This is a genomic window from Enterobacter sp. Taxon_2, assembly GCF_058355295.1.
Genome location: NZ_CM178024.1, coordinates 4693367 through 4715051 on the forward strand (window position 1 = coordinate 4693367; position 21685 = coordinate 4715051).

Annotated in this window: 18 protein-coding genes and 1 riboswitch; of the genes, 5 read left to right on the forward strand and 13 right to left on the reverse strand. The window is 56.3% G+C overall.

The window, feature by feature from the left end; genetic code table 11:
• Positions 1-312: 312 nt before the first annotated feature.
• Positions 313-1164: a glutamate racemase gene (gene murI, locus AC4IC4_RS22315; protein ID WP_048989427.1), complete on the reverse strand. Its 852-nt coding sequence runs from the start codon at positions 1162-1164 to the stop codon at positions 313-315.
• Positions 1109-2962: a TonB-dependent vitamin B12 receptor BtuB gene (gene btuB / locus AC4IC4_RS22320; protein ID WP_491471904.1), complete on the reverse strand. Its 1854-nt coding sequence runs from the start codon at positions 2960-2962 to the stop codon at positions 1109-1111. Before btuB ends, murI begins: the two co-directional genes overlap by 56 nt.
• Positions 2963-3028: 66 nt before the next feature.
• Positions 3029-3204: riboswitch (cobalamin riboswitch) on the reverse strand.
• A 104-nt stretch (positions 3205-3308) separates the two neighbouring features.
• Between btuB and trmA the strand changes: the two genes are divergently transcribed.
• Entirely contained in the window at positions 3309-4409 is a 1101-nt protein-coding gene (trmA, locus tag AC4IC4_RS22325; RefSeq protein ID WP_473701775.1) for a tRNA (uridine(54)-C5)-methyltransferase TrmA, read from the forward strand.
• Positions 4410-4503: 94 nt separating this feature from the next.
• On the opposite strand, the gene AC4IC4_RS22330 is transcribed toward trmA, so the two are convergent.
• Together AC4IC4_RS22330 and fabR are read right to left on the reverse strand one after the other, a co-directional pair.
• A complete protein-coding gene (locus tag AC4IC4_RS22330; RefSeq protein ID WP_008501783.1) occupies positions 4504-4863 on the reverse strand; it encodes a YijD family membrane protein in 360 nt (119 codons plus the stop codon).
• 9 nt (positions 4864-4872) lie between these two features.
• Positions 4873-5511, reverse strand: a complete 639-nt coding sequence (fabR, locus tag AC4IC4_RS22335; RefSeq protein ID WP_008501784.1) for an HTH-type transcriptional repressor FabR — start codon at positions 5509-5511, stop codon at positions 4873-4875.
• Between the two features lie 196 nt (positions 5512-5707).
• On the opposite strand from fabR, the gene sthA reads away from it, so the two are divergent.
• Positions 5708-7108 (forward strand): Si-specific NAD(P)(+) transhydrogenase, encoded by a 1401-nt coding sequence (gene sthA / locus AC4IC4_RS22340; protein ID WP_008501785.1) that lies wholly within the window; start codon positions 5708-5710, stop codon positions 7106-7108.
• On the opposite strand, the gene oxyR is transcribed toward sthA, so the two are convergent.
• The 4 genes from oxyR to argC form a co-directional block, all read right to left on the reverse strand.
• Complete coding sequence (gene oxyR, locus AC4IC4_RS22345) at positions 7082-8008, reverse strand: DNA-binding transcriptional regulator OxyR (protein WP_023333839.1); 927 nt, start codon at positions 8006-8008, stop codon at positions 7082-7084. The two genes, sthA and oxyR, sit on opposite strands and share 27 nt — an antisense overlap.
• 303 nt (positions 8009-8311) lie before the next feature.
• Entirely contained in the window at positions 8312-9685 is a 1374-nt protein-coding gene (gene argH, locus AC4IC4_RS22350) for an argininosuccinate lyase (RefSeq protein WP_061716300.1), read from the reverse strand.
• A 77-nt stretch (positions 9686-9762) separates the two neighbouring features.
• Positions 9763-10539 (reverse strand): acetylglutamate kinase, encoded by a 777-nt coding sequence (gene argB, locus AC4IC4_RS22355; protein ID WP_090420882.1) that lies wholly within the window; start codon positions 10537-10539, stop codon positions 9763-9765.
• A gap of 6 nt (positions 10540-10545) precedes the next feature.
• Complete coding sequence (argC, locus tag AC4IC4_RS22360; RefSeq protein WP_032648489.1) at positions 10546-11550, reverse strand: N-acetyl-gamma-glutamyl-phosphate reductase; 1005 nt, start codon at positions 11548-11550, stop codon at positions 10546-10548.
• Between the two features lie 88 nt (positions 11551-11638).
• Between argC and argE the strand changes: the two genes are divergently transcribed.
• From argE to AC4IC4_RS22375, 3 genes are all read left to right on the forward strand, one after another.
• The gene (gene argE / locus AC4IC4_RS22365; RefSeq protein ID WP_008501790.1) at positions 11639-12790 is read left to right on the forward strand and encodes an acetylornithine deacetylase; all 1152 of its coding nucleotides are present in this window, start codon (positions 11639-11641) and stop codon (positions 12788-12790) included.
• A gap of 271 nt (positions 12791-13061) precedes the next feature.
• On the forward strand, positions 13062-15713 hold the full coding sequence (ppc, locus tag AC4IC4_RS22370) for a phosphoenolpyruvate carboxylase (protein WP_024909175.1): 2652 nt from the start codon (positions 13062-13064) through the stop codon (positions 15711-15713).
• A gap of 93 nt (positions 15714-15806) precedes the next feature.
• Entirely contained in the window at positions 15807-16655 is an 849-nt protein-coding gene (locus tag AC4IC4_RS22375; protein ID WP_491471905.1) for a helix-turn-helix transcriptional regulator, read from the forward strand.
• Here the strand turns inward: AC4IC4_RS22375 and AC4IC4_RS22380 are convergent.
• The 5 genes from AC4IC4_RS22380 to AC4IC4_RS22400 are packed head-to-tail and all read right to left on the reverse strand — an operon-like array spanning position 16642 to position 21605.
• Positions 16642-16998, reverse strand: a complete 357-nt coding sequence (locus tag AC4IC4_RS22380) for a PTS fructose-like transporter subunit IIB (protein WP_024909177.1) — start codon at positions 16996-16998, stop codon at positions 16642-16644. The genes AC4IC4_RS22375 and AC4IC4_RS22380 overlap by 14 nt on opposite strands.
• A 2-nt stretch (positions 16999-17000) precedes the next feature.
• The gene (locus AC4IC4_RS22385; protein WP_491471906.1) at positions 17001-17876 is read right to left on the reverse strand and encodes a [formate-C-acetyltransferase]-activating enzyme; all 876 of its coding nucleotides are present in this window, start codon (positions 17874-17876) and stop codon (positions 17001-17003) included.
• Entirely contained in the window at positions 17842-20139 is a 2298-nt protein-coding gene (locus AC4IC4_RS22390; protein ID WP_491471907.1) for a formate C-acetyltransferase, read from the reverse strand. The genes AC4IC4_RS22385 and AC4IC4_RS22390 overlap by 35 nt, the downstream gene beginning before the upstream one ends.
• Before the next feature lie 51 nt (positions 20140-20190).
• Positions 20191-20511 carry a PTS fructose-like transporter subunit IIB gene (locus AC4IC4_RS22395; protein ID WP_024909180.1) on the reverse strand — a complete coding sequence of 107 codons (321 nt, stop codon included), beginning with the start codon at positions 20509-20511 and terminating at the stop codon, positions 20191-20193.
• Between the two features lie 14 nt (positions 20512-20525).
• Positions 20526-21605, reverse strand: coding sequence for a PTS fructose transporter subunit EIIC (locus AC4IC4_RS22400; protein WP_024909181.1), 1080 nt, complete (start codon positions 21603-21605; stop codon positions 20526-20528).
• Positions 21606-21685: the final 80 nt, after the last annotated feature.

Genomic DNA, 21685 nt, shown 5'->3' on the forward strand with positions numbered 1-21685 from the left:
TCGTCCGAGGACGTTAAGAATCCATGTCACTTTGAGTGCCCACACAGATTGTCTGATAAATTGTTAAAGAGCAGTTGCAACGTGGCGTTAAGCTCACCGTTGCGAGGTCCCGTATATTACGTTTTCCTCATTCAGAGTCAAGTGATTATTTTCGCTTTTCTCTGCTGGCGTTCATCTCTGAACCCCGCTAACCCGGCGGCCTGTAAGCCGTTGTTCCGTGTCAGTGGAGGCGCATTATAGGGAGTTCTCAGACGTTGACAACCCCTCTTTTAAAAAAAACTTTCAACCGTCTCTTTTTTGCTCAAAACCGTGCTACAGCGCCAGTTTTTCGAGCGTTTCAAAGCCATAACGGCGTAAAACGGGTAAAAGTTGCTCAGTCTCTTTCGTGATGGCCATACAAAACGCGATATTCGCATCGGTAGATTTCGCATCCGGCGCTTCATGCTCCAGCAACCAGGCCGTACGACGGGCAATAGCCGCACCGGAATCCACCAGGCGTGTCCCCTCCGGCAGCACCTCCAGTAGCTCTTCCTGTAATAGCGGGAAGTGGGTACAGCCCAGCACAACGGTATCCGGAGGTTCGGGCATCCGCAGCCACGGACGTAGAATACGACGCAGCTCCTCGAGTGATACCGCCTTGCCATGCAGCTTCGCTTCAGCCATCTCCACCAGCTCAGCCGAACCCAGCATCGCTATCTGGCATTCGTTTGCAAAACGGTCGATCAGCTCGCGGGTATAAGGACGCTTTACCGTACCTCGCGTGGCCAGCAAGCCCACAATGCCGTTCGCCGTCAGACGCGCGGCAGGCTTTATTGCAGGAACGACGCCCACAACCGGGAACTGGAATTTTTCACGCAGGGCGGGAAGAGAAACGGTGCTCGCCGTATTACAGGCGATGACGGCCAGCGCAAGGGGATAGCGCTTTTGTACCGCAGTGACGATTTCCACCACACGCTCAACAATAAAATCTTCGCTCTTTTCCCCGTACGGGAAAGCGACGTTATCGAAGGCGTAGATGTAATGGAGATCCGGCAGAAGATGCCGAATCTCATCATAGACCGAAAGCCCACCGACGCCGGAATCAAACACCAGCACGGTGGGACGCGGATTAGAAGGTGTAGCTGCCAGACAAGGTGTATTCCCGTCCTGCAGTTTGGTAGCCATAAACTGTCTCGTAATCTTTATCGAACAGATTGGCTATTTTACCACGAACTGTGAGATGTGAGGTGACAGGATACGAAACTGCGACATCCCACAGACTAACACCGCCCATTTTCACGCGTTCTGACGAATAGGTGTCTGGATCAATCGCGACATCATAGCGAGTGCCCAGATAACGGTAGGCAAGGTTCCAGTCGAGATCCCATACATGCCAGTCAAGCTGGTACTTAACCTGCTGCTTAGAACGACGGGCCAGTACTTCGTTGGTTTTGGCATTACGCGGGTCGACATAATCGTAGGAAATCTGATGCCCGACCGGGCCAGTATCGAACTGTGCCGTCGCTTCCACACCTTTAATACGTGCTTCGTCAACATTGTAGTAACGATACGTATGCGGATCGCTGCTAATAAGATTATCAATGTCATTGCGATAACCGGTGATACGCCAGTTGACCGGTCCCGTCAGGCCTTCAAAGCCCCCTTCCCACTGCTTACTCTCCTCTGGTTTAAGGTCCGGATTACCGTAAGAGGCACTGTGGATCTGGCTCATGGTCGGTGCTTTAAATGCGGTACCGTAGGAGGCAATGACGCGATAGCCATCCACAAACTCCCACGCTGCGCTGGTTTGCCACGTGCCATGGTTGCCGAAGTTAGAGTTATCGTCATTACGCGCCGCCGCTTCAAGCGTCACGCTGCTGAACTGCTGCATCGCCGAAACAAACACGCCGGTATTGCGTTGCTCGTAACCTTTCTCCAGATAGCCCGTTCCAGCCTGGGTCTTCTGCTTTTGCCAGTCCAGACCTGCGCCAATGTTGCCGTGACCGACTTCTACGGTGTTGAGCCATTGGGTGGTGTACTGCTTCACGTCATCCATGGTGGCGGAATCAGCGTAACGCCCTTTCTTCGGATCATAGTTCTGATCTTTACTGCGACCATAGCCCGCCACCAGCTGTGACTGGAAAATCCCCTGGTTGTAACGCAGACCGGTATCCCAGTTCTGGCTGTAGAGCTGGCGAGTATCAGGTCGTCCATCCACCATAAAGTTGGCGTCGTAGTGATCGTAACCGTCATACGCGGTGCGGTTGTCATAACCAAAGCCACGGAAGAAGCCGCTCACGCTGTCGGTAATCTGCTGTTCCACGGAGCCGTACAGCGATTTACTCATAAAGCCATCGCGGTCAGGCTGGCGCGGCGCATCTTTTGCGGCGATGTCAAAACCACGGGTATAGGTGTAGTTACCCGCCATGGTGATTTTGGTTTTATCCAGCACCTGCTGGAAAGCGCCATCATAGGTCTGATATCCCTTAGAGCCAACGCCCGCTGAGATTTCTGCACCCGGCTTATCACGTCCGGTAATGATGTTAATCACGCCACCAATCGCGTCGGAGCCATACAGGGCTGAACGCGGACCACGGATGTACTCAATACGCTGAATCAGCGAGGTCGGGATTTGGCTCAGATCGGGAACGTTGCTGATCCCGGCGTTATTCAAAGGAATACCGTCAACCAGCACCAGCACATGGCGAGATTCCGTTCCGCGAATAAAAGTCGAAGAGTTCGAGCCCATTCCACCGCTTTGCGCGATATCCACGCCAGGCAGACGTGACATGATTTCCACCACGCTCTTTGCCTGCCAGCGCTCAATTTCTTCACGCGTCACGACGGACGTCGGTGCCAGAACAGTTTTTGCCGGTTGTTCAAAACGATTTGCCGTGACCACCAACGAGTCGGCGCTGTCCTGCGCCCAGCCCGAAAATGCCGTGACGGACAACGCCGTCAACAGCGATACTTTTTTAATCATTGTTAAAGCATCCACAATATAAGAAGGATGCCGCAGGCCTCATCGATAGCACGCGATGATGAAACCAAATGCGACGTGATCCCGGCAGGTCTTCGGGCTAGGTGGCTATATAAGGATGAAGACTTCCCATTTTCACAGTGTCTACAACGCTCATCCCGCCAGTCTTTACCGCTGCGCGTCAGCTCCAGATTTACACTGGATTCCCTTTTCACTCTCAGGAGACCGGAAACAGAATGCTACAATTAGACACGTATGGATGTCCAGACAGCTATTGGCCATTAAATCTGGACATCCCCTGAACAATGCCTACAATCGCCGCGTAATTCTTTATCACTCAGGACGCATCATGACCCCAGAACACCTCCCGACAGAACAGTACGACGCGCAGCTGGCAGAGAAAGTTGTCCGCCTGCAAAGTATGATGACGCCTTTCAACGCGCCCGTTCCCGAGGTGTTCCGCTCTCCTGTCAGCCACTACCGCATGCGCGCCGAGTTCCGCATCTGGCACGACGGTGACGACCTGTACCACATCATTTTCGATCAGCAGACAAAGTCCCGTATCCGCGTGGACAGCTTTCCGGCGGCGAGCGAGCTCATTAACCAGTTAATGACGCTGATAATGGACGGTGTGCGTAACAATCCGGTACTGCGTAACAAGCTTTTCCAGATTGACTACCTGACCACGCAAAGCAATCAGGCGATTGTCTCTCTCCTGTATCACAAAGCGCTTAACGACGAGTGGCGCGAGCAGGCGGAAGCGCTGCGCGATGCGCTGCGCGCGCAGAACATCAACGTTCACCTGATTGGCCGCGCGACCAAAACCAAAATCATGCTGGATCAGGACTACATCGACGAGCGCCTGCCGGTAGCGGGTAGAGAGATGGTTTACCGTCAGGTCGAGAACAGCTTCACCCAGCCGAACGCCGCGATGAACGTGCAGATGCTGGAGTGGGCGCTGAAGGCGACGGAAGGGTCAACGGGCGATCTGCTTGAGCTCTACTGCGGTAACGGCAACTTCTCGCTGGCGCTGGCGCGTAACTTCGATCGCGTGCTGGCAACGGAAATCGCCAAGCCGTCGGTGGCCGCCGCGCAGTACAACATTGCCGCCAACCATATCGACAACGTGCAGATCATTCGCATGGCTGCTGAAGAGTTTACCCAGGCCATGAACGGCGTTCGCCAGTTTAACCGCCTGGAAGGGATCGATCTGAAGAGCTACCAGTGTGAGACGATTTTTGTCGACCCGCCGCGCAGTGGCCTGGACAGCGAAACAGAGAAGATGGTGCAGGCGTACCCGCGTATTTTGTACATCTCCTGCAATCCGGAGACGCTGTGTAAGAATCTCGAAACATTAGGCCAGACGCACAGTATTGAACGTCTGGCGCTGTTCGATCAGTTCCCGTATACGCACCATATGGAGTGCGGTGTACTCCTCACGGCGAAGTAATGTGGCCTTGTAGGGCAGGGCAGGTAAGCGAAGTGCCACCTGCCAAAAAAGCCGGATGACGCTTCGCTTATCCGGCCTACAATGACAAAACCCTTTACTCTGGTAACTGGCTCTTACGGCTACGCATGCGCGAGCCAATCCAGAACACCAGCGCCACAGACAGTACCGCAGGGAAGAAGTTAGAGCCGATATCCGGATATTCCGCGCGAACCACGGTGCTGTACAGCAATACGCCCAGAATAAAGCAGGCGGCGGCCAGCCCCGGTAACCCCACCGGCATGGTGCGGTTCAGGTAACGTTGATGCAGGCAGTACACCGTCAGCACCAGCGCAATAAGCGGGAAAATCGAAAACGGCACGATTGAGCTAAAAATAGCGGCAAACGTACCATTAATGGATAAGCCAGCGATCAATGCCAGCAACAGCGTCCCTTTATCCTGACCTGACTGTTTCATTACTCACCTTCACTCTTCGGTTTGATGTGCCAGTTTCTCTTGTTCACGGCGATACCAGTAGTACGCGCCTTTGGAGATCATCCTGAGCTGTAATACCAGTCGCTCTTCGAGCTGCTTGCGTTGTTCAATGCTGACATCCAGCGCTTCGGCACCCGCGCTGAATACAATCGTCACCATCGCCTCGGCCTGTGCTTCAGTAAACGCACGCGGCATATGGTTTTCGAGTTCAAGATAGTCGGCAAGTTCCGCGATGAAGTGCTGAATTTCGCGCGCGACGGCGGCACGAAACGCTGCCGATGTGCCCGAACGCTCGCGCAGAAGCAGACGAAACGCGTTGGGATTGTTGCCGATAAATTCCATAAAGGTCGATACGGAGGTGCGGATCACGCTGCCCCCTTTGGCGATACGCTGACGCGCCTGGCGCATCAGCTGACGCAGCATCAGGCCGCTCTCGTCGACCATGGTCAGGCCCAGTTCATCCACATCACGGAAGTGACGATAGAAGGACGTTGGCGCAATCCCGGCCTCGCGTGCGACTTCGCGCAGGCTCAAACTGGCAAAACTCCGCTCGGCACTCAGTTGACTGAATGCGGCTTCCACCAGCGAACGCCGGGTTTTCTCTTTTTGTTGTGCTCTTACGCCCATCACGATAGTTGAATCCTTCCAAAGGCCTGATGGCACTATACCAGAGAATAAAATTAATCTGTTTGCCTGGCTTTGTGAATGATTGTTTACGTGCGGTTTGTGCTCCACTGCCGGAAAAAAGCACAACGATAATTGGGTTACTCTGGCAATGATGTTATGATTCTGTTGCTTTTATGTATAAGAACAGGTAAGCCTTGCCATGCCACATTCCTACGATTACGACGCAATAGTTATTGGTTCCGGCCCCGGCGGCGAAGGCGCTGCTATGGGTCTGGTGAAACAGGGAGCCAGAGTAGCGGTCATCGAGCGCTACCATAATGTCGGCGGCGGTTGCACCCACTGGGGCACCATCCCTTCGAAAGCCCTCCGCCACGCCGTTAGCCGCATTATCGAATTTAACCAGAACCCTCTTTACAGCGACCATTCCCGACTTCTTCGTTCATCTTTTGCCGACATCCTGAATCACGCGGATACCGTCATTAACCAGCAGACGCGTATGCGTCAGGGGTTTTATGAGCGTAACCACTGCGAAATTTTGCAGGGCAACGCGCATTTTGTGGATGAACACACCCTGGCACTCGAATGCCACGACGGGTCGGTTGAAACCATCACGGCTGAAAAATTTGTAATTGCCTGCGGCTCACGTCCTTACCATCCGGCCGACGTGGACTTCTCGCACCCGCGCGTCTACGACAGCGATTCGATTCTGAGCCTGCACCATGAACCCCGCCACGTCATTATCTATGGCGCAGGGGTTATTGGCTGCGAATATGCGTCGATCTTCCGTGGAATGGACGTCAAAGTTGACCTGATCAACACCCGCGACCGCCTGCTGGCGTTCCTCGATCAGGAAATGTCAGATTCGCTCTCCTACCACTTCTGGAACAGCGGCGTGGTGATTCGCCACAACGAAGAGTACGAGAAGATCGAAGGCTGTGACGACGGGGTGATCATGCACCTGAAGTCCGGCAAGAAGCTGAAAGCGGACTGCCTGCTGTACGCCAACGGCCGTACCGGCAATACCGATTCCCTGCAGCTGGAAAATATCGGACTCGAGACCGACAGCCGCGGTCAGCTGAAGGTCAACAGCATGTATCAGACCGCCCTGCCACACGTTTACGCGGTCGGCGACGTGATTGGCTACCCAAGCCTGGCCTCAGCTGCTTACGACCAGGGACGCATTGCCGCACAGGCGCTGGTAAAAGGCGAAGCGACGGCGCATCTGATTGAAGATATCCCGACGGGCATCTACACCATCCCGGAAATCAGTTCCGTAGGGAAAACCGAGCAGCAGCTGACGTCAATGAAGGTGCCTTACGAGGTGGGTCGTGCGCAGTTTAAACATCTGGCGCGGGCGCAAATCGTGGGGATGAGCGTGGGAACGCTGAAGATCCTGTTCCACCGCGAGACGAAAGAGATCCTCGGCATTCACTGCTTTGGTGAACGCGCCGCGGAAATCATTCATATCGGACAGGCGATAATGGAGCAGAAAGGTGGTGGTAACACCATTGAGTACTTCGTTAACACCACCTTTAACTACCCGACCATGGCGGAAGCCTACCGGGTAGCGGCACTAAACGGCCTGAACCGCCTGTTTTAACGCGCTGTCGAAATGGCCATCCATCGAACCACGGATGGCCTCTGCCAGCTGCTCATAGCGGCTGCGCAGCGGTGAACCCGGACGATATACCAGGCCGATAGTGCGACGCGGCTCCGGCTTGATGCACGGCAAATAGACCACGCCATCACGCTTACGCTCGCGCGGCACGGCCAGCGCAGGCAGCAGCGTTATACCGCTTCCCGCCGCGACCATGTTACGCAGCGTTTCCAGGCTGGTTGCGCGGAAATGGGTATCCTCATCCGCACCCGCTTCGAAGCAGAAGCCCATCGCCTGATCGCGCAGGCAGTGGCCATCTTCCAGCATCAGCAGCTTTTCACCCGCCAGATCGGCCATCGGCACGCGATCGCGGTTCGCCCACGGGTGATCTTCATAGATCGCCAGCATCATCGGCTCATCGAACAGCGGCACTTCAATAAAGGCCTCACTCTCTTTTACCAGTGCCAGAATGGCGCAGTCGAGCTTGCCGCTATCTAACTGCGCCAGCAGCTGATGGGTTTGCGCTTCGTGCAGGTACATTTCGAGTTTCGGGAACGTCTGGTGCAGCATCGGAATGATGTGCGGTAACAGATACGGGCCAACGGTTGGGATCAGGCCAATATGCAGCGGTCCGGACATGGCCTCCCCCTGCTGGCTTGCCATTTCCTTGAGCACTTTGACCTCGCGCAGCACGGTGCGCGCCTGATCCACCAGCAGAAGACCTGCCTGTGTGAACAGAACCTTACGACTGGTGCGCTCCAGCAGCATCACGCCCAGCTCGTCTTCCAGCTTGCGGATCTGGCCGCTCAGCGTGGGCTGGCTGACGTGACAGGAATCTGCCGCGCGGCGAAAGTGACGATGCTCGGCTAACGCTACCAGGTATTCAAGATCACGAATATTCATTATTCATCCTCCGTCGCCACGATAGTTCATGGCGATAGATAGCATAGCAACGAACGATTATCCCTATCAAGCATTCTGTTGAATAATACACCACATAGACGAGGCGGCACGTGTTTGACCCTTGACGTCCCCGCACCGTCAGCGAGTTTCTCTCAAAACTCGAACAACTAAAGCCAACGTGAACTTTTGCGGACCCCGTGGTCCGCTTTTTTTTGCGTAAAAAAGCCCGGCGCTAAGCCAGGCTCCATTTTTCTCTCTCTCCCTGTGGGAGAGGGCCGGGGTGAGGGCACAAGCCCGCACGGTTCAAACCAGCCGGTTTTTCGCATCCGCAATCGCCTGCGCCACCTGCTTCGGCGACACGCCGCCTTTCGCGGCACGCTTGTCCAGACAGGACTGCAGCGCCAGAATCGGATACACATCATCCCCGATAACCGCACTGAACTTCTGCAGATCGGCCAGCGCCAGATCCTCCAGCGGTTTACCCTGACGAATGGCTTCCACAACCGCTTCACCGACAATATGGTGCGCTTCACGGAACGGTACGCCCTTCGCCACCAGATAATCCGCCAGTTCGGTAGAGTTCGCATAGCCCTGCTGCGCCGCTTCCTGGCAGCGCGGACGTTTCACCTGAATGCCATCCAGCACCAGCGCGCCCATATGCAGACAGTCCAGCCAGGTGTCGAGCGCGTCGAACAGCCCTTCTTTGTCTTCCTGCATGTCTTTGTTGTACGCCAGCGGCAGCCCTTTCAGGGTCATCATCATGCCGGTCAGCGCACCCTGCACGCGGCCACATTTGCCTCGGATCAGCTCGAGCGCGTCCGGGTTTTTCTTCTGCGGCATCAGGGATGAACCTGAGGTCACGCGGTCGGACAGCTCGACGAACCCGGCTTCACCGGAGTTGAAGAAGATAAGGTCTTCGGCAAAGCGCGACAGGTGCACCATCCCGATAGAGGCATTGGAGAGCAGCTCCAGCACGTGGTCTCGGTCAGAGACGCTGTCCAGGCTGTTACGGGTGGCGGAGGCAAAGCCCAGCCAGCCTGCCAGCTGTTCACGGTCGATTTCGTAAGCGGTACCCGCCAGCGCGCCGCTGCCCAGCGGGCTGACGTCCAGACGTTTCAGGGTATCCTGCAGACGGCTTTCATCACGCGCCAGCATCTCAACGTAGGCCAGACACCAGTGCGCAAAGGTCACCGGCTGCGCGCGCTGCAGGTGGGTATAACCCGGCATCACCGCGTCCTGGTTGTTCTGCGCGGTTTCCACCAGCGCGCTCTGCAGCTGACGGTTGGCCGCCAGCAGTTCGCTAACGGTATCTTTACACCACAGCTTCAGGTCGGTGGCGACCTGGTCGTTACGGCTGCGGCCGGTGTGCAGCTTTTTACCCAGTTGGCCGACCTTATCGATCAGTTTGCCTTCCACCCAGCTGTGAATATCTTCGGCATCGCTCTGCAGGATTTGCTGCGGATCCAGACGCACCTCTTCCAGCAGATTGTTCAGCGCTTCTTCCAGCTGTAATTGTTCGTCTGCGGTCAGTACGCCTACCGTTACCAGCGCTTTGGACCAGGCCACAGAGCCGACAATATCCTGTTCGGCCAGGCGGTAGTCGAAGCGCAAAGAGTCGTTGAACTGTTTGAACCGCTGATCCGCTGCCTGTGTAAAACGCCCACCCCAAAGTGCCATAACATGCTTCCTTAATATCTTTGAATTTCATTGCCCGGTGGCGCTGCGCTTACCGGGCCTACAAAACATTAAATCGATTACGCTAAAATACGCGTGCCAATCGGCGTGCCGTTAAACAGCGCCGGGAGCTGCTCCGCGTGGCGCCATGAGGCGATATCCACCGGGCGGCCCAGCGTGCGTGCCGCATCCAGCGCGGCGTTCACTTTGACGATCATGCCGTCGGTAATAATGCCCTGAGCAATCAGCTGCTCGGCTTTCTCCGCCGTCATTTCCGCAATGCGCTGGCCTTTACCGTCCAGAATACCGCTCACGTCGGAGAGCAGGATCAGGTCCGCGCCCAGCGTTGCCGCCAGCGCGGTCGCCGCCTGGTCAGCGTTAACGTTCATCAGCTCGCCCTCTTCGGTCACGCCGATGGAGCTCACCACCGGCAGGAAACCGCCTTCCAGCAGCGTGTTAATCAGCTTAGGCGAACCTGGCTGCGCCAGTCCAACGTGGCCGAGTTCTTCGTCGAGCTGGGTCACTTTTACGCTGTCGCCATCGCCCAGATAGAGGCCCACGGACGCAATATGGTGTTTCTTCGCCCACGCCAGCAGCGTTTTGTTCGCCGTACCCGCCAGCGCGCCGGTAATGATGTCAATCTGGTCAGCAGGCGTCACGCGCAGGCCGTTCTTCTTTTTCACCGGCAGGTTGAGCCCTTTCATCAGCTCATCCACCACGCAGCCACCGCCGTGCACAATCACCAGCGGACGTTGATGTGATTCGCGATAGTTCACCAGCGCGGTAAACAGACGCTCCAGCGCTTCTTCGCTGTCCAGCAGTACACCACCGAGTTTGATAATTAATGGGTTCATCATCACACCTTAAATAAGAGCCTGCGTTTCCGGGAAACCGAAACGAATATTTGCACACTGCATTGCCTGTGCGGCAGCGCCTTTCAGTAAGTTATCTTCTGCGGCCACCACGATGAGATGCTCACCCTGAACGGCAAAGCCGATATCGCAGAACGGCAGACCGACCACGTTTTTCAGCGCCGGCACGCCTTTGTCGTACAGGCGCACCAGCGGTTTATCCGCATACGCCTGCGTGAAGACCTCGCTCACCTGCTCTTTGGTCACGCCCGGTTTCAGGCGGCAGGTGATGGTTTCGAGGATCCCACGCGGGAAGCTGCCCAGGTGCGGGGTGAAAATGACGTCCGCGCCCAGATGCGTCGTGATTTCAGGGTGATGACGGTGATTAAACACGCCATACGGCTGAAGGCTCACTTCGCAGAAGCTATTGGAGATCGCCGCCTTGCGTCCTGCACCGCTCACGCCGCTGGTGGCGTTGATCACCGGCCACTGGTTCAGATCCAGCAGGCCCGCGTCGATCAGCGGCTTCAGGGAAAGCTGCGCCGCCGTCGGGTAGCAGCCCGGAACGGCAATCAGGTCCGCTTCTTTCAGTTTATCTGCGCTCCACTCCGCCAGGCCGTACACCGCTTTTTCAAGCAGATCCGGGTGCTGATGGGTGAAACCATAATATTTTTCGTAAAACGCGCCGTCGTTAACGCGGAACGCGCCGGAGAGGTCGAAGACCACGCAGCCGGCCGCCAGAAACTGCGGCGCCAGGTCGTGGCTGACCTCATGCGCGGTGGCTAAAAACACCACGTCGACGCCGTCGGTAAACTCGCTGATGTCAGACATGGGCTGCAGCGGCAGATCGACCATGCCCTTAAGCTGCGGATGCAAATCGGAAATTAACTTTCCTGCATCATTGCTTTGCGCTGACACGGTCAAAGCGGTTATGGTCATATGTGGATGGCGATTCACGTAGCTTACAAGCTCTGCGCCCGCATAACCGCTAGCGCCTACAATCAGCGTATTCAACATCGGGTTCCTTTATGCTCAACGTTAATGTATTTTTATTCACATTTATTGCATGAATATTGATACTATCACGACCTAAGGTGTGTCAACAATGAAAATGAACTTACCGCCATTTATCGAGATCTACCGCGCCCTGATTGCCACACCGTCCATCAGCGCAACGGAAGAAGCGCTGGATCAGAGCAATGAGTCTTTAATCAATCTGCTGGCGGGTTGGTTTAGCGATCTTGGGTTTAACGTTGAGGTTCAGCCCGTCCCCGGCACTCGCCACAAATTTAACCTGCTCGCCAGCACCGGAACCGGTGCGGGCGGCCTGCTGCTGGCCGGTCATACCGACACCGTGCCGTTTGACGATGGCCGCTGGACGCGCGATCCGTTCACCCTGACCGAGCACGACAACAAGCTCTACGGTCTGGGCACCGCCGACATGAAAGGCTTCTTCGCCTTTATCCTCGACGCGTTGCGTGACGTGGACGTGACGAAGCTGAAAAAACCGCTCTACATTCTGGCGACCGCTGATGAAGAGACCAGCATGGCGGGCGCGCGCTACTTCTCTGAAAACACGTCGATTCGCCCGGATTGCGCCATTATCGGTGAGCCGACGTCTCTGCAACCGATCCGCGCGCACAAAGGCCATATTTCTACCGCCGTGCGCGTGCTCGGCCAGTCCGGCCACTCCAGCGATCCGGCGCGCGGCGTGAACGCCATCGAGCTGATGCATGACGCCATCGGCCGCATCATGACCCTGCGCGACGATCTGAAAGAACGCTATCACTACGAGGCGTTCACCGTGCCGTATCCGACGCTGAACCTCGGCAGCCTGCACGGGGGTGATGCCTCCAACCGTATCTGCGCCTGCTGCGAACTGCACATGGATATTCGCCCGCTGCCGGGCATGACCCTGAGCGATCTTGACGGCCTGTTGAATGAGGCGCTGGCCCCGGTGAGCGAGCGCTGGCCGGGTCGCCTGACGGTCTCCGAACTGCATCCGCCGATCCCGGGTTATGAATGCCCGCCGGACCATCAGTTGGTTGAAGTTGTGGAAAAACTGCTCGGTGAGAAAACCGACGTGGTGAACTACTGCACCGAAGCGCCGTTTATTCAGACGCTGTGCCCGACGCTGGTTCTTGGTCCTGGCTCCATCAACCAGGCGCACCAGCCGGATGAGTATCTGGAAACCCGCTTTATCAAACCCACCCGCGAACTGATTACCCAGGTTGTGCATCACTTCTGCTGGCATTAAAACCGCACCGAAGAGTCCCCTCTCCCTGTGGGAGAGGGTTAGGGTGAGGGCAACAAATCGCATGATCTCCGTCACATTCCCATAAGCATCTCTTATCTGACGCAATGCGAATTAAATTTCGTAAATTGCCCGCATTTATTCGTTTGCTGAACCGTTTTCGCAGCAATTGACGACGGGGGTTTTACGTGGCTTTATAAAGGGAGATGACAAAATAATGTCCAGAAGATTTTCGCCTGGGCATAAACAAAAATGATGGGGTGACTGGGTTTTTATGAACGAACAATATTCCGCGTTGCGTAGTAATGTCAGTATGCTCGGCAAAGTGCTTGGAGATACCATCAAAGATGCGTTGGGGGAGAACATCCTCGACCGCGTTGAAACCATCCGCAAGCTGTCTAAATCTTCCCGCGCCGGTAACGAGGCCAGTCGTCAGGAGCTGCTCACCACTTTGCAGAACCTCTCTAACGATGAGCTGCTACCCGTTGCACGCGCATTCAGCCAGTTCCTGAACCTGGCCAACACCGCTGAGCAATACCACAGCATTTCGCCAAACGGCGAAGCGGCCAGCAACCCGGAAGTCATTGCCCGCACCCTTCGTAAACTGAAAGACCAGCCAGACCTCAACGAGGCCACCATCAAAAAAGCGGTGGAGTCGCTTTCGCTGGAGTTGGTGCTGACCGCACACCCAACCGAAATTACCCGTCGCACCCTGATCCACAAAATGGTGGAAGTGAACAACTGCCTCAAGCAGCTGGATAACAAAGACATTGCCGACTACGAACGCAACCAGCTGATGCGCCGTCTGCGCCAGCTGATTGCCCAGTCCTGGCACACCGATGAAATTCGTAAGCATCGCCCAAGCCCGGTCGACGAAGCCAAATGGGGTTTTGCGGTGGTGGAAAACAGCCTGTGGGAAGGGGTACCGAACTACCTGCGCGAGCTGAACGAACAGCTGGAAGAGAACCTCGGCTACCGCCTGCCGGTTGATTTTGTTCCGGTGCGCTTCACCTCCTGGATGGGCGGCGACCGCGACGGCAACCCGAACGTGACCGCGGAAATCACCCGCCACGTCCTGCTGCTGAGCCGCTGGAAAGCGACCGACCTGTTCCTGAAAGATATTCAGGTATTGATCTCCGAGCTGTCGATGGTTGAAGCGACGCCGGAACTACGCGCGCTGGCCGGCGAAGAAGGCGCCAGCGAGCCGTACCGTTTCCTGATGAAAAAACTGCGTGGTCAGCTGATGGCCACTCAGGCCTGGCTGGAAGCGCGCCTGAAAGGCCAGCGCCTGCCAAAACCAGAAGGCCTGCTCAGCCAGAACGAACAGCTCTGGGAGCCGCTTTACGCCTGTTATAAATCACTGCAGGCCTGCGGGATGGGTATCATCGCTAACGGCGAACTGCTCGACACCCTGCGTCGCGTGAAGTGTTTCGGCGTGCCGCTGGTGCGTATCGACGTACGTCAGGAAAGTACCCGTCATACCGAAGCGCTGGGCGAGCTGACCCGCTATCTCGGCATCGGCGATTATGAAAGCTGGTCCGAAGCTGACAAGCAGGCGTTCCTGATCCGCGAGCTGAACTCGAAGCGCCCTCTGCTGCCGCGCAACTGGGAGCCAAGCAACGAAACCCGCGAAGTGCTCAACACCTGTAAAGCGATCGTTGATGCGCCGAAAGGATCGGTGGCCGCCTATGTGATCTCCATGGCGAAGACCCCGTCCGACGTGCTTGGCGTTCACCTTCTGCTGAAAGAAGCGGGAATCGACTACGCCCTGCCGGTCGCCCCGCTGTTTGAGACCCTCGACGACCTGAACAATGCCAACGACGTCATGAGCCAGCTGTTGAATATCGACTGGTACCGCGGCTTTATTCAGGGCAAACAGATGGTGATGATTGGCTATTCCGACTCCGCGAAAGACGCGGGCGTGATGGCAGCATCCTGGGCGCAATATCAGGCACAGGACGCACTGATCAAAACCTGCGAGAAAGCCGGTATTGAACTGACCCTGTTCCACGGACGCGGTGGTTCAATTGGCCGTGGCGGCGCACCGGCGCACGCAGCGCTGCTGTCGCAGCCGCCGGGAAGCCTGAAAGGCGGCCTGCGCGTCACCGAGCAAGGCGAGATGATCCGCTTCAAATACGGCCTGCCGGAAGTGACCATCAGCAGCCTGTCGCTCTATACCAGCGCGATCCTGGAAGCCAACCTGCTGCCACCGCCGGAGCCGAAAGCCTCCTGGTGCCATATCATGGACGAGCTGTCGGCTATCTCCTGCGATCTGTACCGCGGCTACGTGCGTGAAAACAAAGATTTCGTCCCTTACTTCCGCTCAGCCACCCCTGAGCAGGAGCTGGGTAAACTGCCGCTGGGCTCACGTCCTGCGAAGCGTCGCCCAACCGGTGGCGTAGAGTCTCTGCGCGCGATCCCGTGGATCTTTGCCTGGACGCAGAACCGCCTGATGCTGCCCGCCTGGCTGGGTGCCGGTGCTGCGCTGCAAAAAGTGGTGGAAGACGGCAAACAGAACGAACTGGAAACCATGTGCCGCGACTGGCCATTCTTCTCTACCCGTCTGGGAATGTTGGAGATGGTCTTCTCGAAAGCTGACCTGTGGCTGGCGGAATACTACGACCAGCGTCTGGTGAAACCTGAACTGTGGGCGCTGGGTAAAGAGCTGCGCGAACTGCTGGAAGGCGACATCAAAGTGGTGCTGGACATCGCCAACGACTCACATCTGATGGCGGACCTGCCGTGGATTGCAGAGTCTATTCAGCTGCGTAACATTTACACCGACCCGCTGAACGTCCTGCAGGCAGAGCTGCTGCACCGTTCACGTCTGGCGGAAGAAGAAGGGAAAGAACCGGATCCACGCGTTGAACAGGCGCTGATGGTGACGATTGCGGGCGTTGCGGCGGGTATGCGTAACACCGGCTAATGCTTTATGCCCGGCGGCGCTGCGCTTGCACGGGCCTACGTTAAGTAGGCCGGGTAAGCGTTAGCGCCACCCGGCAATACCCTGGTATCCACCATGCACCACGACATTACCCGCATCCTGACGGACCTGATCAACAGCGCAACGCCGCTGCGTCAGGTGCATTTTGCAAACCCAGCGATCTCCGCCCCCGAACTTGCCTTGCAGGTCGATTTTCCGCGTCTGGAGATTGTGATCGAAGGTTCGATGAAAGACCAGGCTGCCTGCGTTTTACAGCAGGGTGATGTTTTATATGTCCCGGCTGGCGGCTGGAATAATCCACAATGGCAAGCCCCCGCAACAACGCTGAGCATCCTGTTTGGCAAACAGCAGCTTGGGTTTAGCCTTTTGCACTGGGATGGTGTAGACGTTCGTAACCTGGCGAAGCAGCACGTTGCCCGCCGCGGTCCGCGCATTGGCTCGCTTCTCTTACAGACGCTCCATGAAATGCAGATGCAACCGCACGAGCAGCAAACCGCGCGGCTGATTATCGCCAGCCTGCTTAGCCACTGCGTCGACCTGCTGGGGAGTCAGATCCAAACCGCCTCCCGCAGTCAGGCTCTGTTTGAAGCGATTCGGGTCTATATTGACGAACACTTCGCCACTCCGCTTACCCGGGAATCCGTCGCGCAGGCGTTTTATATCTCCCCAAACTACCTGTCGCATCTGTTCCAGAAAACGGGCGCAGTAGGTTTCAATGAATACCTGACGCATACCCGGCTTGAACACGCGCGCCAGCTGTTGAAAGGGTATGATTTAAAAGTGAAAGAGGTGGCGCATGCCTGCGGATTTGTCGACAGCAACTACTTCTGCCGGTTATTTCGCAAGAACACGGAGCGTTCGCCGTCAGAATACCGTCGCCAGTATCACAGTCAGCTCACCGGAAAGGCAGCTAGTCCAGAATGACCTGAGTATGCTGCGGAGCGGATAGCATTTTACGCACCGCTCCCATCACCTTTTGTGGGTCACGTAAAAAGGCGTTAATACCGCACTTCACGTAGCGCGTATGCTCGAAACGTTCACTGCCCGCCAGTTCGATATCAGTAATGAGCAATACGACATCGGCACGCCGGATGTCCTCTTCCGTAAGCTCGCTCTCAACGCCCAGCGCTCCCTGCGTCTCGATGTTAACGCTCCACTTCTCCTGCTGGCAGAGCTTTTCCAGCCGTTCGGCAGCCATATAGGTATGTGCGACGCCACTGACGCACGCGGTCACCGCCACCAGATGACGTCCCGCTATCACTGTCATGTTCAGCCTCCCAGGGTAACATTGAAACCTTCGCGCTCGGCCAGTAGACGCATCGCTGACACCTCATCTTCTGTCGGCGGGCTCGCTTGCCGCATTCCCCACTTCTGCCCCAGCAGGCGGTATTTTGGCTCCCCATACTGATGGAAGGGCAATAAATGCAGCTGCCGTATTCCTGAAGGTAGCAGGAAAGCCAGCACGCGCGCCATGTTCGTTTCGTTAAGCGTATAGCCAGGAATAAGCGGGATGCGGGGAATCACGTTTATCCCTTCAGCCACCAGCTGACGGAAATTATCCAGCACTCTGGAAAGATTCATTGCCACAATTGATTGGGCCAGCGCCGTGTCCATGATCTTCAAATCAAACAGCACTTCATCACACTGGCGCGCCAGCGGCATTAGTCGGGACAACGGCGCATCGCCTGCCGTTTCGATGGCCGTATGCACGCCGAAACGACGCAACCTCTGTAGAAACTTTGTCGCGAAAGACGCCTGCAGCAACACTTCCCCGCCCGAAAGCGTCACCCCGCCTCCCGAGGAACGAAAGAAGACATCGTCTTTCATTACCTCGTTTTCCAGCTCATCCAGGGTCACATCTCTTCCGATATGCCCGAAGGCACCGGACGGGCATTCATCTGCGTCCCGCAGGCAGGGAACACAGTGCAGGCATTTACTCTCCCGACGCACCGTTTCGATTTTCGGCGAGATCGACTCCGGATTCGCGCACCACGGACAGCGGTGAGGGCAGCCTTTAAAAAAAACCACCGTACGGATGCCGCGTCCGTCATTTAATGAGTAGCGCTGGATATTGAAAATACGCGCCACGTCGACGCGCGTTTCAACCACGTCACAGCAGATGCGCTGTGCGGCGGATAATGTCATCCTGGATCTCCTTCGATAGCTCAACAAAGAAGGCGCTGTACCCTGCAACGCGTACCACCAGCCCGGCAAAATCCTGCGGACGCTGTTGCGCTTCACGCAGTGTTTCCGCATTCACCACGTTGAACTGGATATGCTGCAACTTAAGCTGGGTGAAGGCGCGAAGGAAATCCGCCAGCTTTTGCAGCCCGGCATCGCCTTCCAGCGTCGCAGGGGTGAATTTAACGTTTAGCAGCGTGCCGTTAGATAACAGATAGTTATCCAGCTTACTTACCGATTTCAGTATCGCCGTCGGGCCCTGCATATCTTGTCCAAGCATCGGCGAGAGCCCACCGTCTGCCAGTTGTTCCCCGGCAAAACGGCCATCGGGCGTTGCCCCCACCACCGCCCCCAGCGGCACGTGTGCCGATACGGTATAAGAACCCGGGGTGAACTGCCCGCCGCGCGGGTTGCGGTATTTTTCGACCTCTTTACAGTAGTGGCGCAGCAGTTCAGCGCTGATGTTGTCGACATCATCGATATCATTGCCGTATTTTTCGAAGCGATTGATCAACCGGGCGCGGATTTTTTTGCCCTCAGGCGTGGCAAAGTTAGCGTTTAACACGGCTAACAGCGCGTCAAAACTTAAGCGCTGCTGTTCAAAAACCAGCCCCTTCAGGGCGTGCAGCGAGTCGCTCAAATTCGCTATCCCGATGCCCTGTACGCCGGAAAAGTTATAGCGCGCGCCACCGTCGGTGATGTCTTTCCCTGATGCTAAGCAATCGCTGATAAAAGAAGAGAGCAACGGCACCGGAGCCCAGTCACGATGGCCGATATCGCAGATATTGCTCCCCTCGACCATCAGCGCAATGTAGTGATTAATTTTGGCGCGAATATGCTCCAGCAAGCCTTCATAACTCAGCGCTGCGTTGCCTTCGTTCTCCTGCATCGCGATTTCCATCACCTTCAGCAGGTTAAACATCGCGATATCGTGCAGACCGTAGGTTTTACCCGGAATTGACAGCTCTACACAGCCAACCACCGCGTAGTCGCGCGCATCTTCCAGCGACACTCCCCTGTTGAGGAAGGCAGGCACCACCACTTCATCGTTAAAGATCTGCGGGATGCCGGTACCCAGGCGGATCGTCTCCGCCGTTTTAAGCAGGAAGGGCCGGTCGATAAGTTCGTTAACCCGCACGCCGAGGTTCGGTTGAGGAAGCTGAACGCTCTGGTAAGCATCCAGACACAGGAAGGAGAGCACGTTAACCGCGCTACGCCCGCTCTCCGTCAGGCCGCCCAATAGTGCGGTATACCCGGTCGGGAACCCGGCAAAATAGCGGGCGCTGCTGGTGGAGCGTAAAAGCACCACGTCATTGCACTTCACCCACAGCGATTCCAGAATCTCTTTCAGGAACGCGGGTTCTTCGCCCTGTGAGAGCGAGGCCTGATAAAAGGGCAGCATGTACTGGTCAAAGCGCCCGATGGAGAGCGAGCTGGCGTTAGATTCATACTGCAAAATGACGTTCATGTACCAGAAGAGCTGACACGCCTGCCAGAACGTTTGCGGCTTATGCTGCGCGTTGTGGCGCGAGATTTCTGCCATCTTCCGTAATTCTTCACGCCGTGAAGCTTCATCACAGACGGTAGCAAGGGTTTCAGCCAGCGCGGCGTAGCGCAGAATATGACGCTGGGACGCTTCAAGCAGAATCAGTGCGGCGGCATAGAACGTGTTCTGCGCATCGCGGGCGCAGTGTTCGCGCAATTCCTCCACCAGCACACCCAGGCCGTTATTGAGCAGGCGCGGATAATCAATAATGATATGCCCCTGCCCTTTGTCCGTTTGGTTGACGCTGAAAATTTGCGTCCCCACAGCGGCTTTCACCTCATCCGTCATCTGGCTGTTAATGAAATCCTTCATCGACCGTTTTTCCCAGTAGGGATACAGCACGTCACGGTAGATCTGCTTATCCTCATCGCTGATTTCAAAGCGATCCTGCGGACGCGTGGCAAACTGGTCCAGCTCCTTAAGCAGCCAGTAGGGATCCATCTCAGGAGACATAATGCCCGCACGCGGTTTAACGGTCCGGTTTCCGGCAATCAGTTCCTCATCACGAATCGCGATGTTCACATGGTCAAGAATGTACGCCGTGGCTTTTGCACGCCTGAGGATAACCGGCTCACCCTCCGTCTGCTTATGGCTGGCGGTATAGAGCAAAGCACGCTCAAGCGAGATTTCACGTGGGCTGGCAAAAAGTGCGTCTTTCAAACGCTGGGTACGATTCGTCATGAGGGAACTCCTGTAACGGAAAACGAGCCCGCCCCGAAGGGCGGGAGAACGTCAGGCGGTTTGCGCCAGGTGGGCATCAATTTTGTTCATGATGGCGTCAGCGCGTTTCACCGCGTCGCTGATGTTGACGCGCACGATGGTTTTCCCGGTAAAACGTTCTTCGAACTTAATGCCAATATCTTTGGTCAGGATCACCATATCCGCTGCGGCGATATCCTCAGCATTCAGTTCGTTCTCAAGACCAATCGACCCCTGCGTTTCAACCTTCACTTCCCAGCCTTTGGCTTTAGCGGCGCTTTCCAGCGCTTCGGCCGCCATGTAGGTATGGGCAACGCCTGACGGGCATGCGGTTACTGCGATAATTCGGGCCATGTTCTCTTCCTCACTCAGTTAATTTCGAAATCCAGATCCAGGTCGTCCTCTTTTTCATCGACCTGTTTTGCATTCTTGCGGGCAATACTCTTCAGCACGTTGACGCTAATGGCAGTCACCACAGCCCCTACGGCAACCGCCGCGATGTAGCCCAGTTTGCCCTCCACCACAGGGAGAACGATAAGCCCGCCCCATCCGGCATAACATTGCGCGCCCATCACGGCAGCCGTCACTGCGCCGCACGCGGATCCCAGCATGATGGAGGGAATGACACGCAGAGGGTCGGCTGCGGCGAACGGAATGGCCCCTTCGGTGACCCCCACGCAGCCCATCACTAATGCAGCCTTGCCCGCTTCGCGCTCTTCACCGGTAAAATTCTTGCGATTAATCAACGTCGCCAGGCCTAAGCCCAGAGGAGGCACGCAGATGCCTACCGCCGCAATCGCCACCACGGTGTAGACGCCCTGAGCAACGCAGATCAGCATGAAGGCATAGGCGACTTTATTAATCGGGCCGCCCATGTCGAAGGCCAGCATCAACCCCATGATGATGGCCAGCACGACGATGCTGCCCTGCTGCATCCCTTGCAGCCACTGGGTTAAGCCCGTCGTCAACGCACCAACAGGTTCGCCCAGACCCCACATCATGATGCCCGCGGTAACAAAGGTGCCGATGATAGGGATGATGAAGATAGGCATGACGGAGCGCAGGACTTTCGGGACCGGCAGTTTTTTCAGATACCAGACCACAATCCCGCCGAGGATCCCGGCAATAATGGCGCCGAAGAAACCCGCACCGAAGCTGTTACCAACCCACGCGGCAATAGCACAGGGAGCAAGCGCGGCGCGCTCGGCAATGGAGTAGCCAATATAGGCGGCCAGGAAAGGTACCATCAGCGTTAACCCCGCCACGCCGATATCGAATAGCTTTTTGAGGTTGGGATCGGTTGCGGCATCCGGTACCGCGCCCTTGCCGTACAGCATGACTGAAACCGCCAGCAAAATACCGCCCGCGACCACGAACGGGATCATGTGCGACACCCCGGTCATCAGATGCTGCCGCGTGTTCTTGAGAATATGCACCAACTCTTTCATATGTCGCTCCAGGCCTAAAACCATAAAGATGTTGTGGCAAACAATAGGCAATCAGAAAGACGGCGGACAGGAGACAAAAA